Consider the following 17,379-nt stretch of genomic DNA (forward strand, 5'->3'; position numbering starts at 1 on the left):
GGGGAATGTCTTGGGGAATAGTCCGGAGAACCCTACTTCGGAGCAAGTCGTTTTGTCAGTAATGTGAACATTATGACGACGAACGATACTGCGCTTCACGCACAAACAGCAGAGCCGGAAGCGAAACAGGCGCGGTCACGGTCGCGCTGGATCGGTGTCCTCTGGGCCCTGCATTGGCTGCTGCGCATCGGATTGGCGATGGCGCTCCTGCCCTACGCCTGGACGAAGATCTTCCACGTTCAGATGGGCTATGCCGACTATGCCGACGCAATAGTCCAGTACGGCGAGATGAGCCCCATGGGGCTGCTGTGGCGTTTCATGGCCTTCTCCCCGACCGTTCAATTCCTGGCGGGCCTGGCCGAGCTTCTCGCGGTCATCCTGCTGCTCTTCCGTCGTTCTGCCTGGCTCGGCGCACTCATCGCAGCTCTGGACATGAGCGTGGTCTTCCTGCTCAACCTGACGTTCGACGTGCCGGTGAAGCAGCTCTCAGGAGCGATGGCCCTCGTCGGTCTCATCCTTCTCATCCCCAACGTGCCCCGAGTCGTGAGTTTCGCACTCGGGCGCAGCGTCGGGCCGGCAGTCAACGGCCTCATCTGGCACAACCGGATCTTCGTTCGCATCACCCGCTGGGTCTCCCCGATACTCGCTGTTGTCATCATCGTCGGCAGCGGACTGGCCACCGGAATCAGCCTCAATTGGGGCCGCCCTGGCGCTCCTGAGGAGATCTCAGGCGTCTATACCGTCACCACGTCAGGCAAGCCCGCCCTGATCGAGGGCACTGACCATACAACCGAGGACATCACTCAGATCGCCTTCGGGCAGATCGGATCGGGCAAAGGCAAGAGAATGAGTGTGCGGTACTCCGACGGAGACTTCCAGGATGGTGTCTACAGCGTCGATGGCCAGTCTCTCACAGCGAAGCTCTACCCCGTCCGGAAAGGCGCTCAGACGCTTATCCGCGATTCCTCAGGCACAGTCGAGTTCCAGTACTCGGAGGTAGGAGAAGGGGAGTTCTCTCTGCGAGCAGGGGAATCGGAACTGACGCTGCGCAATGATGAGGAGCGAAGGTTCCTCTTCGATCGAGGATTCCGCTGGGGACCCGAAACACCCGTCAATCGCTGAAAGCCGATAAATCAATGGGGCCCCGCCGATCGACGGGGCCCCAAGCATCCGTCAGGGATGCAACTGCTCAGCGGCGCATCAGCGTCCGAACAGCTTGGAGAACAGGCCCTTCTTCTTCGGCTTGGCGTCCTTGCTCAGTTCTTCCTCGACCGGAGTCTCCGTCTCGGCGGGTTCGACAGGCCCGTCTCCGAGTGGCCGCTCGTCTTCCGGCCGCTGCTCTCCGCGTGCGGCATCCGAAGCCTCCGCCGCAGGCTCTGCAGCTTCCTCGGTCTGAGCTTCGGCCGTCGGGGTCGCCTCCGCTGCCGTCTTCTCGTCTGGCACGGACTCCGTGGGCGCAGTTTCCGCCGCTTCCCCTGCCGAGGCCGGTGTCGGTGTCGCGGGGGTCGACGCAGGTGGTGCGGCAACATCCTTCGCAGCGGGAGCGGAAGTCGAATCGGTCGCGCGAGAGGCGGCGGCCGCCTCGGCGGGGGTGCCTGTGGGTTCCGCGGCGGCGTACTGCTCGGCGGCCTCGCCCTCCAGCGGCGCATTCAGGTCGCAGTTGGAGATGCGACGCTGATCGTCGAAGGACAGGTCGGCCGAGCCGTCGGCGAACAGCATCCGCAGGCCACCTTCGGGGAGCTCTGCCGTCGGAATGCCGCGTTTGGCGACGTACGCGTCGATGGCCGCGCGGTGGTCGGTCACTGTCGTCTGCGTCAGTCCCTGCATGAGCGCCCGCACAGAGACCTTGACCTGCGGTGCGGGCAGGGCGATCTCGGCGGCGTCGACGAGGAGCCAGACAGTGGTCCCGGCTCCGGCGGCGGCAGGGTAGTGGGCCCACTTATCGGTGGCCTCCTTCGACGCCAGGGTCAGCCGCAGTGCGAGCTCCTCATCGAGGGAGAGCTCAGGTGTCGTGAGCTCGCTGACGTCCTCGGCGGCCCCGAACTTGCGCACCTCGTGGGAGAGCCCGACGATGGCATCGGGGAAGTCATTGACGTTCTCCCAACCCCACAGCCACGTCTTCTCCCTGCCCGACTCCGAACCAAGGAGATGCGGCCGGGTGCGCAGGACGGCGCCCTCGGTCGATGTGAACGTCAGATGCGGGTCGGAGCTGAAGTCGACTTCCCACTCGGCGTCGGCGATGAGCGCACCGAAGTGCGTCTGCACCTCCGTCGAATAGAAGACGGCACGATTGACCAGGTCCTGCAGAGTTGAGCTCATGCTTTCAAGCGTATGCGGGAGCTCCCGAGAATCGAGGAGGCACGCGGTGCGAAGGCCGTGTCAGTGCCTCATGGTGAAGTGGAGGTCGTGGCAGAACGCCCCGATCTGCCGTCGGCTCGTCTATCTCTGAGAGGAGAATCAATGTAAGGTAGTCTGTTGCGCTTCGCAACTCTCACGACTCCATCATCAGCCGCTCTTCTCTCAGGACGTTCAACGTGGCATTACTCCGCCTGTCCCTGAAATACGCCAAAAACTACTGGCCGTTCATCATTCTGGTCGTCATTCTGCAACTGGCCTCGACCATCGCAGCACTGTACCTGCCCAGCCTTAATGCCCGGATCATCGACGAAGGAGTCGCCAAGGGCGATACCGACTTCATCTGGTCGACGGGCATGACGATGCTGCTCGTCTGCCTCGTGCAGGTCGTCACCGCGATCACCGCGATCTACTTCGGCGCCCGGACGGGAATGGGCGTCGGCCGCGACCTCCGCAGAGCCATCTACCGTCAGGTCGACGACCTGTCGATGCTCGAAGTCGGAAAATTCGGATCCGCCACCCTCATCACCCGCAACACCAACGACGTCCAACAGGTTCAGATGCTCGTGCTCATGACCCTGAACTTCATGGTCTCGACACCGATCATGTGCATCGGCGGCATCATCATGGCCCTGCGGGAAGACGCCGGACTGTCCTGGCTGGTGTGGGTGTCCGTGCCCGTCCTGTTCATCGTCGTCGCCATTCTCGTCTACCTCCTCATGCCGCTGTTCCGCCGCATGCAGGACCAGGTCGACGACATCAACGGCGTTCTGCGCGAACAGATCACCGGCATCCGCGTCATCCGTGCCTTCGTCCGTGAGCCCTTTGAGACCGACCGCTACGCCGATGCCAACCGTGCCCTGACCGAAACTTCGGTCAAGGTCGGCAACCTGTTCGTGCTCATGTTCCCCGCCATCATGATGATCCTCCATCTCGCGACCGCCGCCGTCCTGTGGTTCGGTGGCCACCGCGTCGACGCCGGACAGATGGAAGTGGGATCGCTGACCGCGTTCCTGCAGTACCTGCTGCAGATCCTCGTAGCCGTGATGATGGGCGTATTCATGATGATGATGATTCCGCGCGCCGTCGTCTGCGCCGAACGCATCGCCGAGATCCTCGACACCCGCAGCACGATGACCATCCCTGCCGGTGTCAGGGAGCTGCCCGGTCGCGGTGAGCTCGAATTCCGCAATGTCACCTTCGGATATCCCGGCGCCGAGGTGCCTGTGCTCGAAGGACTGAACTTCACCGCCCAGCCCGGAACGACGACCGCGATCATCGGATCGACCGGTTCCGGCAAGTCGACGATCGTCAACCTCATCCCCAGACTCATCGACCCGCAGGTCGGTGAGATCCTCATCGACGGCACCCCCGTCACCGAGTTCAACCGCCACCAACTGGCCCAGCTCATCGGTCTGGTGCCGCAGAAGCCGTACCTGTTCTCCGGCACGATCGCCTCGAACCTGCGCTTCGGGAATGAAGACGCCACCGATGAAGAGCTGTGGGAGGCCCTGCGCATCGCTCAGGCCGACGACTTCGTGGCTGAGAAAGAAGACAAGCTCTCAGAACGCGTCGCCCAGGGAGGCACGAACTATTCCGGTGGGCAGCGGCAGCGTCTGTGCATCGCCAGAGCCCTGACGGTGAAGCCACAGATCTACGTCTTCGACGATTCGTTCTCCGCCCTCGACGTCGCCACCGACGCCCGCCTGCGGGCCGCCCTCGACGAATCGACGGGGGACGCCACCGTCATCGTCGTCGCCCAGCGTGTATCGACGATCCGGGACGCCGATCAGATCATAGTCCTCGAAGCCGGGAAGATCGTCGGCCGCGGCACCCATGAGGAACTCGCCGAGACGAACCCGACCTATCGCGAGATCATCGAATCCCAGCTGACCACGGAAAAGGTGAACTGACATGGCCGACAACACCTCAACTGAGACCGTGGTGGCCGCGGAAGACGAATACATCCCCAGCGGCGAAGAGCTGGAGATGAGCGGAGGCACACCTCCGCGCAAGGCCAAGCACTTCTGGCCATCGGTCAAACGTCTGTTCGGACTCATGGCCACGGAGAAGAAGGGCATGTTCTACGTCGTCGCCCTCGTCGTCGGCTCCGTCGTGCTCACCGTCATCGCGCCCAAGGTCCTCGGCAAGGCGATGGACGTCGTCTACTCCGGAGTCATCGGCGCTCAGCTGCCCGCTGGTGCGAACATCGACGACATCATCGCCGGGGCCCGCGCCGAGGGCCGAGACGACTTCGCCGATATGCTCGCCACCGCTGAGGTGGTGCCCGGGCAGGGGATCGACTTCACGGCGCTCGGTCAGATCATCATCGCCGTCCTGCTCATGTACCTCGTGGCCTCGATGCTCATGTGGGCGCAGGGGTATATCCTCAACGCCCTGGTCATGCGCGTGGTCTACCGTCTGCGTGAGGACATCGAACGCAAGATCAACCGACTGCCGCTGCGCTACTTCGACACCCGTCAGCGCGGCGACGTGATGTCGCGAGTGACCAACGACGTCGACAACATCCAGCAGGCCCTGCAGCAGGCGTTCTCTCAGCTCGTGCAGTCTGCGCTGACGATCATAGGCATCGGCGTGATGATGTTCATCGTGTCCTGGCAGCTCGCACTGCTGGCTCTCATCGCTCTGCCGCTGTCGGCGATCATCGCCGGCGTCATCGGCACCCGTTCGCAGAAGCTGTTCAAGGCGCAGTGGAAGCACACCGGTGAGGTCAACGGGCACGTGGAAGAGTCATTCTCCGGCCTTGACATCGTCAGGGCCTTCGGTCGTGACGAGGTCATGCTCGAGGAGTTCGACCGTCGCAACGAATCGCTGTACAAGGCTTCGGCAGGAGCACAGTTCGTCTCCGGCATGATCATGCCCTCAATGCAGTTCGTGTCCTACCTCAGCTATGTCCTCATCGCTGTCGCCGGCGGACTCAAGGTCGCGACGGGACAGATGACGCTCGGTGATGCGACCGCGTTCATCCAGTACTCACGTGAGTTCTCGCAGCCGATCTCCGAAATGGCCGGTGTCGCGAATATGCTCCAGTCCGGTGTCGCCTCGGCGGAGCGGACCTTCGAACTGCTCGACGCCGAGGAGGAGGACCCCGACGAGGTGCAGCAAGAACTGCCCCCGCGCACTCCGGGCAAGGTCGAATTCTCCGAAGTGAGCTTCCGGTATGCTCCGGAGACGCCTCTCATCGAGAAGGTGTCCTTCACCGCCGAACCGGGACATACGGTGGCGATCGTCGGCCCGACCGGCGCCGGCAAGACCACCTTGGTCAACCTCGTGATGCGCTTCTACGAGATCACGGGCGGAACCATCTACCTCGACGGCATCGACACCCGCGACCTCAGCCGGGCCGACCTCCGATCACATGTGGGCATGGTGCTCCAGGATGCGTGGCTGTTCGAAGGCACCATCGCCGACAACATCCGCTACGGCCGGTTGGGCGCCACCGATGAGGAAGTCGTCGCAGCCGCCAAGGCGACGATGGTCGACAGGTTCGTGCGCCAGCTGCCCGACGGCTATGACACCGTCATCGATTCCGACGGCGGCAGCGTCTCGGCCGGCGAACGGCAGCTCATCACCATCGCTCGAGCGTTCCTCGCCGACCCCTCACTGCTCATCCTCGACGAGGCGACCTCATCGGTCGACACCCGCACCGAGGTGCTGGTGCAGCAGGCGATGGCAGCGTTGCGAACCGATCGGACGTCGTTCGTCATCGCCCACCGGCTGTCGACGATCCGTGACGCTCACACCATTCTCGTGATGGAGGACGGAGCGATCGTCGAACACGGCAACCACGAGCAGCTGCTCGCGGCAGAAGGCGCCTACCACCGGCTGTACATGTCGCAGTTCCGCGGGGAGGACGCCGAGGAGCAGTTCACTGCCGAGGTGCTCGCCGAGGCCGATGCCGACGCAGGTGCACCGCTCGACGAGGCTGCGGCCTCCGACAGCGACAGCACGGACGGACCGGATACCGAAGGTGAAAGCCACGAGGCGCCAGCAGAGGAAGGCCGCTCTCCGCAAGTCTGATCGTTCCGAGCAGTGGCAGGGTCCCCGAGCTTGAGCTCGGGGACCCTGCATCGCATTCACCGCAGAAATCAGATGGTGTGCGAAAATCCGACATAACGTTTTTCAGGGTATGAATGCCGAAGTCGATCCAAATGTGACACTGCTCTGACCGCTCTGCCGTGCGGCTCACCAGCCCCAAATAGAAGTTGTTGTGCAGGTGAGAGCACAGCCTGAGGCACGAACACGTGGGGGCACTATGACTGGGTCGCGCGAACAGTATTGCGAAGTGATAAACATTCGGCCAAACACCTCTATCACTTCTGTCATGATCTAAATGACCTAAAGTCGTGCGCTCTTCATTGCCTGCGTATGGTCCAAGCCATAACTGAAGACGGCAACCGACCAGAACTCTGGAAGGACCATCATGAAACGGTTGGCAATGGCGGCAACGTTCGCTCTGGCACTCTCCATCGGAGGATGGGGCCAGGCAGCCGCACAAGCAGATGAGCGCACAACTGCGCAGGCGGCCGACGTCCAAGCCGCAGGAGAAGCAGGAAACAGCGACGCAGATTCCCCGGGAACAGAGGACCCGCCCACGGAACCCGGTGACGACGCCGCGGATCCCGGCACACCCACCGAACCCGGTGACGGGGAGGAATCAACTGATCCGGGAGGCGACGAGAACGCAGCAGATCCCGGCGACGGTGAAGAGGCGGCCGACCCCGGCGAAGGTTCGGACGAACCGACCGAGGACTCGACCCCGATCGATGCCTCGTTCTCCCTCGACCAGTCGTCGATGCCCGTCGACGAGGCAGCCGAGGCCATCCCATACACCATCACCGGACTGAAAGCCGGAGACACCGTCACCGCCGGACCCGGCGAGAACGGCTCCATCACCGTCGACAGTGACGGAACGTTCAACGGAGAGCTCCGTGGCAACACCGAGCTCAAGGTCGGCGACGTCGTCGATGTCACCGTGACCGTCGCGCGCGACGGCGAGGAGTCGAAGACGTTCAGCGGCAGTGTGGAGATCACCGACAGCCAAAATGACTCGGATGCGGCCGTCAGCGTCGACCCGCAGAGCCAGGGGATCGACTCGTATCTCGACAACGGTGTCGACATCACCGTGAGCAATTGCGAGGCGGGCGAAGAAGTGACCGTCACCATCGTCCGCAAGGGCGAAGATACGAACATCTGGGAAGAGACGAAGACCGCCGGCGATGACGGTTCGGTCTCCACATCATTCATGCCCGGCACCGGCGGTGACGGATGGATCGGTGACTTCGTCGTCAGCGCAGAATGCGGTGACACGAGCGCAGAGACGACGTATTCCGTCACTGAAGACGACGACAGCTCCGATGCAGATCTCAGCGTCACCCCGCAGAGCCAGAAGCTCGCCGACTTCCTCGAGAACGGTGTCAACATCACCCTCGTCGACTGCCACGTCGACTCCGAGGTGAAGTTCCAGGTGAGCTCCGCGAAAGATCCCGACACCGTGATCTGGGACGAGACCCAGGAAGCCGGTGAGGACGCAGCCGGATCCGTCCAGTTCCTGCCTGATGGTGACGGCGGCAAGGGCTGGATCGGTGACTTCAACGTCCTGGCCTCCTGCGGTGACAAGAGCGCAGAGACCACGTTCACGGTCACCGATGACGGCAGCGTCGTCGATCCCAAGCTCTCGATCAATCCCGAAACGATTTCGGGGGAGGACTTCATCGACCGGGACCAAGGTGTGCAGCTGATGGTCAACGAATGCGTCCCGGACGCCGAAGTCCACTTCGAGGTCTATTCCGGGGACAAGAGCGAGAAACTCTATGAACAGACCGCGACGACCAATGAGGAAGGAGCAGCCGGAATCCACGTCTACGGACTCGGGGATGATCCCGCGTACTACTTCGGGACCTACCAGGTCTTCGCCGATTGCATGGACGTCAGCAGGTCAGGAAAGTTCGAAGTCACCGGCGGTGAGTCCGGTGGCGGCAACGGAGGAGACTCCGGCGAAGCCGGCGGCGGTTCGTCGATGCCTCGCACCGGTGCTGAACTCACCGGACTGACCGCAGGTGCCCTGCTCATCCTCGGCGGTGGAGCAGCCATCGGACTGGCTCGCAGGAAGAACAAGAGCTGACAGTGACCGGTGACCCGTCGGGTTGGTGACTCCACCCGGCCCGACGGCGAGAGGCGGTCCTGGCGGAAGCGATCGGCCCCGGTTCCTCGACTTCGAGTCGAAGAACCGGGGCCGATCTGTGCTGTCTTCACAGGCAGTGCCGAACAGTTCGCGTGCACGCCCGTTGAGTCTCGTCGGCGCCTTGCCGGTGCAGGAACAACGGGCCTAGCTTGGTGGTCGTGGAGGCAAGGAAGCTTCCACGAAACCGATGACAGAGGAGCACAACCATGTCCAATCCAGGTCAGCCCGAAACTAAACGCGGTGACAAGGGCGCCGCGGTCCTGCGTGCTCAGCGAGCACTGCGGAGAACTCCCGATCACAGCGTCGCAGTCGACGGTGATTTCGGACCGGACACCGAAGCTGGGGTCAGACGATTTCAGGAGAGTGCCGGACTGACGGTCGATGGCATCGTCGGAAAAGACACCTGGGAATCACTTCCGAACGGTGGTCCGATGCCTCTGCTGAAGACCGGGTCGAAAGGTGATGTCGTCCGCGACCTGCAGAAGGTACTCATCTCCGGTGCAGACAGCGGTGATTGGCCGTCGCCAGGCGAAGCCGACGGAGACTTCGGGGCCGGCACGAAGGAGTCTGTGGAGGGCTTTCAGAAGTGGGGCGGCGTCGACTCCGATGGCATCGTCGGGGACAAGACATGGGCCGTCCCACTGCACGCCACGAACAGCACTCTCGAGACCGCTGTCGGACTCGACTGGGCCGAGGACTGATTCCGGCCAGGGTGCTGCTGACGGTTCTGGTCCCCGGCTTCCGGAGTCGCGAGCAGGGGACCGCGGACTGAAATCTCCGAAATCGGCAATAACAATTCAGCCTGCCGAATTCCACGGAGTGATGACGATGTGATCGGCAAGCTGATCAGGACCTGTGTGCGCGTTTCACCTCGCCGTTTCTGGCAGGACCCGGTCCGACCCGGCCATGCTGGGCCAGGGGGGATGACCAGGAACGACAGTGGCGCCTCGGCGAGGGTGCCGTTGCAGGCGGCGCGTGAGTCTGAACGTCGGCTCAGCGTTCGAATCGGCAGGTCACATTGACGTCTCGAAACCGTTCGGAACGCTGTTTCGAAGTTGTCATGACCACAATGATCAGAACTCCACAGAACCATTTCGTCTTGCCTACGGTCGCATCACAACCGAATACGGCAGATCAACCCGACAACGCTTTCGGAGCATCACTGGCAAGGACGAAAGAAGGATGATCACAATGAAGAAGCTCGCACTCGCCGCAACCGTCGCCCTCGGGATCTCTGCCCTCGCAGCTGGACCGACGGCCGCTTCGAGTCTCGATGCCGCACCTTCGGGCTCTGTGCCGACCGACGGAAATCACTCGAGTGAATCTGCGGCAGCAGGGGAGGAAGCCGCGGAGGACGACCCCAAGTCTCACGATGAAGATCTGGCGCTGAGGTACGCGACGATGACACTGTACGAGGTCGCGCACGGCAAGGGTATCGAATACACCGTCGACGGACTCAAAGCAGGGGACGTCGTCACCACGAGCCTCAACGACAAGAAGTCCGTGGTGAAGAAGGACGGGCCATTCGACGGCTCGGTTGTCGTGGATGAGGAACCGGACGTCCCGACAGACCTTCCATTCACGGTCTATGTCGAACGCGGCGGTGAGACAGTGAGAGAGATGTTCACCAGAGTCGACCTCATCTCGGAGGGCGATCGAGGTGAATACGACGATGGCACTCTGTTGGTGAACCCAGAGGAGGACACGAACGACACGGCTCTCGGCACCGACGGAGTCAATCTCACAATGGTCAACTGCTCGGCCGAAGACGAGGCCGTGTTCCGCGTGTTCAAGAAGAACACGGATGGTCAGACGAAGGTCTGGGAAAAGCGTCAACTCGCCGGTGAAGATGAGTCCGCATCGGTCCGATACATAGCGGATTCAAGCAAGGACCTGTGGGGCAGATACGTCATCACTGCAGAATGCGGCGACCTCGAAGACTCGGCGCCACTGAGGGTGTACATCGACGAATAGAGGCCCGTGATCACTCCACCCGCCAACAGGATGCAAACGACGCCGGGTCCTTGACTCAGAACACTGGTTCTGAGTCAAGGACCCGGCGTCGTTCGTCTGTCGGTTTCTCCGCGGCAGCCGGTCGGCTCAGCCCTTGGCGACGAGCGTGCGCACGGCCGAGGAGAAGAACCCTTGACCGTCGATTCCGCCGCCGGACTCGGGGCCGAAGCCGGTCTCGACGGCGTGTTCGGGGTGCGGCATGAGGCCGACGACGTTGCCTGCTTCGTTCGTGATTCCGGCGATGTCTCGCAGAGACCCGTTCGGGTTGAAGCCCTGGTACCGGAAGACCACGCGTCCGGTGGACTCGAGCTCGTCGAGCACCTCGTCGGTGGCGACGAACCCGCCCTCACCGTTCTTCAGCGGAATGCGGATCGTCTGACCCTGCTCATAGTCGCTCGTCCACGCGGTGTTCGCGTTCTCCACGACCAGGTCCTGGTCGCGGCAGATGAAATGCTGGTGATCGTTGCGGATGAGCGCACCGGGCAGCAGACGGGATTCGCAGAGGATCTGGAAGCCGTTGCAGATGCCGAGCACCGGCATACCGGCATTCGCCGCGGCCACGACGGACTCCATGATCGGAGCGAATCCGGCGATCGCACCGCAGCGCAGGTAGTCACCATACGAGAAACCGCCGGGCAGGATGACGGCGTCGACTCCGGACAGGGTCGAATCCGCGTGCCACAGGTTCACCGGGTTCGCACCGGCCAGACGCACGGCGCGAGCGGCATCACGGTCATCGAGAGTTCCGGGGAACGTGACGACTCCGACGGAGACACCGGACTCTGCGGTCGCCTCGGCGGTGGGATCAGCCGCGACAGCGGTCACGATGCGTCCTCGGCCACGCGGACTGCCACAACGTTTTCGATCACGGGATTCGACAGAAGCTTCTCTGCGGCTTCGCGTGCCTGGGCGAGGACCTCCTCGGTGGCTTCGCCGTCAACCTCGAGTTCGAACCTCTTGCCCTGACGAACCTCACCGAACCCGGTGAAGCCCAGACGGGTCAGTCCGCCGGAGATCGCCTTGCCCTGGGGGTCAAGGATCTCGGGTTTGGGCATCACCTCAACGACGACACGTGCCATGCGTGTACTGCTCCTTTGTGAAAGTGTTCGGGAGTTCCTCCCGCGCTCACCCAGAGTCTACCAACCACGGCCGAATTCCCCGCCCGCGGTCCGGTCGTCGGACAGGCCGGAGCCCTCAGGAATCGAAGCCCATGCCCACTGCATCGAGGACTTTGAGCAGAGGACCGCGACGACCCTCGTTCTCATCGGCCTTGATCAGCGCATTCGTCGTCATCTTGATGCCCAGCCACGCCATCGGCTCGGGCGGGAACGGCAGGGGCAGCTTGCGCACCATCTCGAGCTCGGTCAGTTCGGTGTCCTCACCGGAGAGCAGATCGAGCATGACTGTTCCAGCGAACCGAGACGCACCCACCCCGAGGCCGGTGAACCCCGCAGCCATGGCGACCTTCTTCCCATAGGCGCTGGTGAAGAACGAGAAGAACCGTGAACAGGTGTCGATCGGTCCGCCCCATTTGTGGGAGAACTTCAGCCCTTCTAGCTGCGGAAAGGTTTCGAAGAAGTGCTCGGCGAGGGTCTCGAAGGTCTCGGGCCGCTGATCGTATCTCCACGACAGCTGCCGCCCGAAGTGGTAGACGGCGTCCCAACCGCCGAAGAGGATCCGGTTGTCAGCGCTCAGCCGGTAGTAGTGGAATCTGTTCGCACAGTCGCCGATGCCCTGACGGCCCTCCCATCCGATCGCAGCCATCTGCTCGTTGTTCAACGGCTCGGTCATCAGCGCATAGTCGTAGACGGGAACCGTATGCAGACTCACCCGCTTGAGGAGCGAGGGGAACACATTCGTCGCCAGGGCCACCCGCTTCGCCGTGACCTGGCTGCACTGAGCGGCCGCGCAGTCCTCGAGCGTCTCCGCGGTCACGCGGGTCTGGACTCGCACGCTCGTCTTCGCGTCGCTGACATCGGTGACCTTCGTACCCTCATAGACCTCGACCCCGAGTTCGCGGATGACCCGCAGCAGCTCCCAGCACAACTTCGCCGGATGGACGAGCGCGACCTCGCGAGAATCCCACAGCGCACCTTTGTACGTCGGCGACTTGATGATCCCCGCGAGCTCCTGCTGGTCGAGGAAGATGAAACCGGATTCCGGATCATGGGCCTTCCGCAGCTCGGCGACCTGGTAGTCCTCGGTGGCGACATCGAGTTCGCCCGTGCGTTCGAACTCGACGTCCATCCCGTACTTCGCCACCGCTGCTTCGATGGCGTCGAGGTTCTCCCGGCCCAGCTGCGCGAGCCGATCGTTCTCCTCCGGCAGGTGGGCTTCCCCGTTGTCGTAGCCGTGAGTGAGGCTGGCCGCGCAGAATCCGCCATTGCGCCCCGAGGCGGCCCACCCGATCGTGTTCGCCTCGACGAGCACGACCCGACGGTTCGGGTCCCGCTCCTTGGCCTGCAGAGCGGTCCACAGACCCGTGAACCCGCCGCCGACGACGAGGAGGTCGGTTTCTCGATTCTCCTGCAGCGGCGGCAGCGGCTTCGGACGGAGGTCGGTGTCGAGCCAGAACGGAATGGTCGAGGCGTCGGCCAATGCGGCATTGACGTCCATGTCACTTCACTTTCTTCGCGGTGCGAGTTGTGTGCTTCATGCGGCCATCGTCTTGATGATCTCCGTGGCGTTCCCGCCGGCCTTGCGCAGGACGAAGCCGACGAAACCGAGCGCGGCGAGGGTGAGCACGAACATCACCGTCGACATCGCCGCGACCTCGGGGCGCAGGGCCACGCGGACGGCGGAGAAGATGTAGACCGGCCACGGGGTGTAGCCCGGCTGTTGGACGAAGCTCGAGAGGATCGTGTTGTCGAGGCTGACGGTGAACGACATCAGAGCACCGGCGAGGATGCCGGGGGCCGCAATGGGCAGCGTGATGTCCTTGAACCGATTCCACGGGGTGGCACCGAGGTCGGCGGCGGCATCCTCGAGCTGGGTGTCCATTCCGGCGAGCCGGGCCCTGACGATGAACGTCACGATCGCCATGGAGAACATCGCATGCGAGATGATTAGCCTGACCAGGCCGTTGTTGAGCGGGGTGATTCCCCAATCGACGCCGACGGTGACGAACCACGGCAGGAAGGAGATGCCGTCGACGATCTCGGGGGTGACCAGGGTCAGTCCGAGGATCGCGGTCAATCCGAGTGCCCACCAAGCGCCCCTTCGGGCCCGGGCCAGAGCGACTCCGCCGAGGGTGCCGAAGATCGTCGAGACGACGGCGGTGCCGACAGCGGCCTGCAGGCTCGTGACAATGGAGGAGACGATGATGTCGTTGTTGATGCCGCTGATGTAGGCGTGCAGGCCGAAGCCGCGGAAGTTCGCGAGCACCTTGCCGTTGTTGAACGAATAGGCGATGATCACCGCGATCGGCACGAACAGGTAGATGAAGACGAGGATGCCCCAGACGTGCAGGGCGATATCGGTCGGAGTCCGACGTGCGAAAGTGTTCTTCTTCGGCATCTCAGGCCCTCCCGTCATGCAGCGGAACACTGTTCAATTTGGCCGTGATCGCCTGCCCGAGTTTGAGCAGTGCGAAGCCGACCCCGACGACAGCCAAGGTGGAGATGATGAGGATCATCGCCATGGCCGCTCCGACCGCCCAGTTCTGTGCGGTGTTGAACTGATTGGCGATGAGCTGACCGACCATGGAGCCGCTCGCTCCGCCGAGGACGGTCGCGGTGACGTAGTCGCCGTTGAGCGGGATGAACACGAGCAGGCAGCCGGAGACGACCCCGGGCATCGCCATCGGCAGCGTGACCCGCATGAAGGTCTTCACCTTCCCCGCGCCGAGGTCGTAGCTGGCCTCGCGCAGCTTCTTGCCCGAGGCGTCGATGGCGACGAACAGCGGCAGGATCATCAGCGGCAGATAGTTGTAGACGACGCCGATCTGCACCGCCGTCCGCGTGTAGAGGATGTCGAGAGGGCCGTCGAGCAGCCCGAGCCCCTGCAGCCAATTCGACAGGAACCCGTCGGGGGAGAGCATGATCTGCCAGCCGAGGGTGCGCACGAGGAAGTTCGTCCAGAACGGCACCATCACCAGGGCCAGAGCCAGCGACCTGCGGGCGGGCGCAACCTTGATCGCCAGCCAGTACGCGAACGGCAGGGCGATGATCAGGCACAGCAGGGTGCCGAGCAGCGAGATGCGCAGCGTCGCGAAGAACGTCGAGACGAAGCTTGCGCTCATCGCCTCCGGGTACCGACCGAACGACAGGCGATCGGTGGCGATGGCCGTGAACTGGTCGGGCTTGTACCCGAAGCTGTAGAAGACGATGAGGGCGAGGGGAATGATGAAGAAGAACAGCGCATAGGCCCACGTCGGAAACGACATGGCCGCCGGACCGAAGAACTTCGTCGCCGGTTTCTTCGGTCGTGGCTGCTGCGGTCGGGTCTGAGTGCTCATGCTCCGCTCCTGGCCTGGGCGTCGGTGAGGATCTTCGTCCGAATCTGATCGGCCGGAGTCTGCTTGCTCGGTTCGAGACGGTCGAGGACCTTCTGTGCCGGGAAGATGAGGTCCTGTTGGTCGAGGTCGGCCTTCTTCGCCTGCTCGGCCAGGCCCTTCGTTCCGATCGGGTAGCCGATGTAGTCGAGCTGGTCGACTGCAGTGTCCGGCGAGATCATGTGGTTGATGAAGGCGTGAGCGGAATCCGGGTGCGGGGCGCCGGTGGCGATCGCCCAGCAGTCCATCCACAGATTCGCCGAGGGGGTCGGGAAGACGAACTTCCAATTCTCCGGGTCCTTGACCTCGGTCAGGCCCTGCCGGGCGTCGCCGTTGAAGGCGTGCAGAAGGGTGAAGCTACCCTGAATCATGCTCGTGGCGGCGTTGCCGACATAGGCCTTCACGTTCGGGGCCAGATCGTCGACGATGATCTTCCGAGCCTTGTCGAGCTCTCCTTCGTCCTGAGTGTTGAGGCTGAAACCTTGTGCAGCCAGAGCGATCGCCGAGACCTCCCATGGGTCCTCGAGCAGAGCGGTCGTGCCGGCCGCTTCCTTCTGTGCGGCATCGAGGAAGTCCTGCCAGCTGGTCAGCTCCCGGGTGATCTTCTTCGTGTTGTAGACGAAACCGGTGGTGCCCCACGCCTTGCAGATCGAGTACGTGTTGTCCGGATCGAAGTACTGATGAGTGAAGTTCGGATCCATATGCTCGAAGTTCGGGATCAGGGTGAGGTCGAGCTCCTGGAGCAGGTCATGTTCGAGCATCTGCGGAATGTTCGACCCCGTCGGCACGACCACGTCGTAGCCGGACGTCCCGCGTGAGGTCGAGAGCTTCGCCACGAGCTCCTCGTTCGATCCGTAGGCGTCGACCTGGACGAGGATGTCGTTCTGGGATTTGAAGGCGTCGAGAAGTTCGGGATTGTCGTAGTCGCCCCACGAGTAGAGGTTGAGCTTCGATTCGAGCTTTCCGTCGGTCGGCGGCGATGCCGCCATCTTCGTGTTCTTGCCGCACGCGCTCAGTGCCCCGAGCCCGACGACACCGAATCCGGCCAGCAGCGCTCGCCGGCTCAACCTCGCCGAGGCGGCCCGCGGGGCCAGGAACGTCACATCGGGTCTCTTCCGGGCCATTTCAGGCACCGCCTTCGAGGAGGGACGCGACCGCGCTCGGCTCACGGTCATACACGGCGACGGCGTCGGCATTCCAGCTCAGCTCCACCTCGGTGCCAGCGCTGATCGGCTCCCGCCCGGCGGCAGGCACGCGGGCGAGGATCTCGTCGTTGTCACCGACGACGATCATGTACTGGATGACGTCGCCGAGGAACGAATACGAGATCACGGAGCCGCGGGCCGTGTTCGCCTCTCCGGAGCTCTCGCCTGCGGGGGCGACGTGCATCCGTTCGGGACGGATGGCTGCGCGCACTCGGTCGCCGACCTCGAGATTCCGGGGTTCACCGGCGGCGGTGGCCGGTTTGAGTGTCAGCGTCGGGGCCGTGAGCACAGCGTTAGCCGTGCGCAGGGTCGCGGTCGTCGAATCGGTGGACGCCACCTCGGCGGAGATGAAGTTCTGCTTGCCGATGAAGCCGGCGACGAAGCCGTTGTGCGGGTTCGCGTAGATGTCCTCACCGGAGCCGATCTGCTGGATGACGCCGTCGTACATGACGACGATGCGATCGCTCATCGCCAGCGCCTCATCCTGATCGTGGGTTACGAAGACGAAGGTCGTGTCGAGCTTCGTGTGGAGGCGTTTGAGCTCGAGCTGCATCTCCTCCCGCAGCTTCCGATCGAGCGCCGACATCGGCTCGTCGAGAAGGAGGACCTGCGGCCGGTTGACCAGCGCCCGGGCCAGGGCGATGCGCTGCTGCTGACCGCCGGAGAGCTGTTCGGGTTTGCGCCCGGCGAAGTCCTCCATCTGCACAAGGGCGAGGGCATCGCGGACGCGCTGCGCGATCTCCGGTTTCGGGACCTTCGCCTGCTTGAGTCCGTAGGCGATGTTGTCGGCGATGTTCATATGCGGGAACAGCAGGTAGGACTGGAACACCGTGTTGACCGGTCGGCGGTGCGGGGGCAGGGACACGATGTCCTTGCCGGCGAGCAGGATCGCACCGTCGGTGGGGGTCTCGAAGCCGGCGATCATCCGCAGCAGGGTGGTCTTTCCGCAGCCGGAGGGGCCGAGCAGGGAGAGGAATTCGCCCTTGCGGACGTTCAGATCGAGGCGTTCGATGGCGGTGTTGTCGCCGAAGACCTTCTTCACACCCTGGATCTCGAGGTGGTCGAGTCCGGTCTCCGCAGACGGCGTCGAGGTGGCTGTACTGGTCATG

General features: G+C 63.2%; 14 protein-coding genes. 6 read left to right on the top strand and 8 right to left on the bottom strand.

Annotation, left to right across the window (positions count from 1 at the left end):
• Nucleotides 1-72 precede the first annotated feature (72 nt).
• Nucleotides 73-1,122, top strand: coding sequence for a DoxX family protein (locus KTJ89_RS04390; RefSeq protein ID WP_259356877.1), 1,050 nt, complete (start codon nucleotides 73-75; stop codon nucleotides 1,120-1,122).
• A gap of 78 nt (nucleotides 1,123-1,200) precedes the next feature.
• On the opposite strand, the gene KTJ89_RS04395 is transcribed toward KTJ89_RS04390, so the two are convergent.
• On the bottom strand, nucleotides 1,201-2,319 hold the full coding sequence (locus tag KTJ89_RS04395) for a DUF6882 domain-containing protein (RefSeq protein WP_259356878.1): 1,119 nt from the start codon (nucleotides 2,317-2,319) through the stop codon (nucleotides 1,201-1,203).
• Between the two features lie 215 nt (nucleotides 2,320-2,534).
• Here KTJ89_RS04395 and KTJ89_RS04400 point away from each other — a divergent pair, with 215 nt between their 5' ends.
• The 5 genes from KTJ89_RS04400 to KTJ89_RS04420 all read left to right on the top strand — a co-directional run bounded on the left by KTJ89_RS04400 (nucleotide 2,535) and on the right by KTJ89_RS04420 (nucleotide 10,534).
• Complete coding sequence (locus KTJ89_RS04400; protein WP_259356879.1) at nucleotides 2,535-4,268, top strand: ABC transporter ATP-binding protein; 1,734 nt, start codon at nucleotides 2,535-2,537, stop codon at nucleotides 4,266-4,268.
• 1 nt (nucleotide 4,269) lies between these two features.
• Complete coding sequence (locus KTJ89_RS04405; RefSeq protein WP_259356880.1) at nucleotides 4,270-6,396, top strand: ABC transporter ATP-binding protein; 2,127 nt, start codon at nucleotides 4,270-4,272, stop codon at nucleotides 6,394-6,396.
• Between the two features lie 403 nt (nucleotides 6,397-6,799).
• Complete coding sequence (locus KTJ89_RS04410) at nucleotides 6,800-8,500, top strand: hypothetical protein (RefSeq protein WP_259356881.1); 1,701 nt, start codon at nucleotides 6,800-6,802, stop codon at nucleotides 8,498-8,500.
• A 266-nt stretch (nucleotides 8,501-8,766) separates the two neighbouring features.
• A complete protein-coding gene (locus KTJ89_RS04415) occupies nucleotides 8,767-9,261 on the top strand; it encodes a peptidoglycan-binding domain-containing protein (protein ID WP_181272285.1) in 495 nt (164 codons plus the stop codon).
• A 490-nt stretch (nucleotides 9,262-9,751) separates the two neighbouring features.
• Complete coding sequence (locus KTJ89_RS04420) at nucleotides 9,752-10,534, top strand: hypothetical protein (protein WP_259356882.1); 783 nt, start codon at nucleotides 9,752-9,754, stop codon at nucleotides 10,532-10,534.
• A gap of 126 nt (nucleotides 10,535-10,660) precedes the next feature.
• On the opposite strand, the gene purQ is transcribed toward KTJ89_RS04420, so the two are convergent.
• The 7 genes from purQ to KTJ89_RS04455 all read right to left on the bottom strand — a co-directional run bounded on the left by purQ (nucleotide 10,661) and on the right by KTJ89_RS04455 (nucleotide 17,378).
• Nucleotides 10,661-11,398, bottom strand: coding sequence for a phosphoribosylformylglycinamidine synthase subunit PurQ (gene purQ / locus KTJ89_RS04425; protein ID WP_139470425.1), 738 nt, complete (start codon nucleotides 11,396-11,398; stop codon nucleotides 10,661-10,663).
• Nucleotides 11,395-11,652: a phosphoribosylformylglycinamidine synthase subunit PurS gene (gene purS, locus KTJ89_RS04430; protein ID WP_025780534.1), complete on the bottom strand. Its 258-nt coding sequence runs from the start codon at nucleotides 11,650-11,652 to the stop codon at nucleotides 11,395-11,397. The genes purQ and purS overlap by 4 nt, the downstream gene beginning before the upstream one ends.
• Nucleotides 11,653-11,767: 115 nt before the next feature.
• On the bottom strand, nucleotides 11,768-13,189 hold the full coding sequence (locus KTJ89_RS04435; protein WP_259356883.1) for an NAD(P)/FAD-dependent oxidoreductase: 1,422 nt from the start codon (nucleotides 13,187-13,189) through the stop codon (nucleotides 11,768-11,770).
• A gap of 36 nt (nucleotides 13,190-13,225) precedes the next feature.
• Nucleotides 13,226-14,089, bottom strand: a complete 864-nt coding sequence (locus KTJ89_RS04440; protein ID WP_259356884.1) for an ABC transporter permease — start codon at nucleotides 14,087-14,089, stop codon at nucleotides 13,226-13,228.
• A gap of 1 nt (nucleotide 14,090) precedes the next feature.
• Nucleotides 14,091-15,029 (bottom strand): ABC transporter permease, encoded by a 939-nt coding sequence (locus KTJ89_RS04445; RefSeq protein ID WP_139470422.1) that lies wholly within the window; start codon nucleotides 15,027-15,029, stop codon nucleotides 14,091-14,093.
• Nucleotides 15,026-16,189: a polyamine ABC transporter substrate-binding protein gene (locus tag KTJ89_RS04450; protein ID WP_181272281.1), complete on the bottom strand. Its 1,164-nt coding sequence runs from the start codon at nucleotides 16,187-16,189 to the stop codon at nucleotides 15,026-15,028. Before KTJ89_RS04450 ends, KTJ89_RS04445 begins: the two co-directional genes overlap by 4 nt.
• A 1-nt stretch (nucleotide 16,190) precedes the next feature.
• Nucleotides 16,191-17,378, bottom strand: coding sequence for an ABC transporter ATP-binding protein (locus KTJ89_RS04455; protein ID WP_139906998.1), 1,188 nt, complete (start codon nucleotides 17,376-17,378; stop codon nucleotides 16,191-16,193).
• Nucleotide 17,379 lies beyond the last annotated feature (1 nt).

The organism is Brevibacterium sediminis, assembly GCF_024895295.1.
Lineage (GTDB): Bacteria > Actinomycetota > Actinomycetes > Actinomycetales > Brevibacteriaceae > Brevibacterium > Brevibacterium sediminis.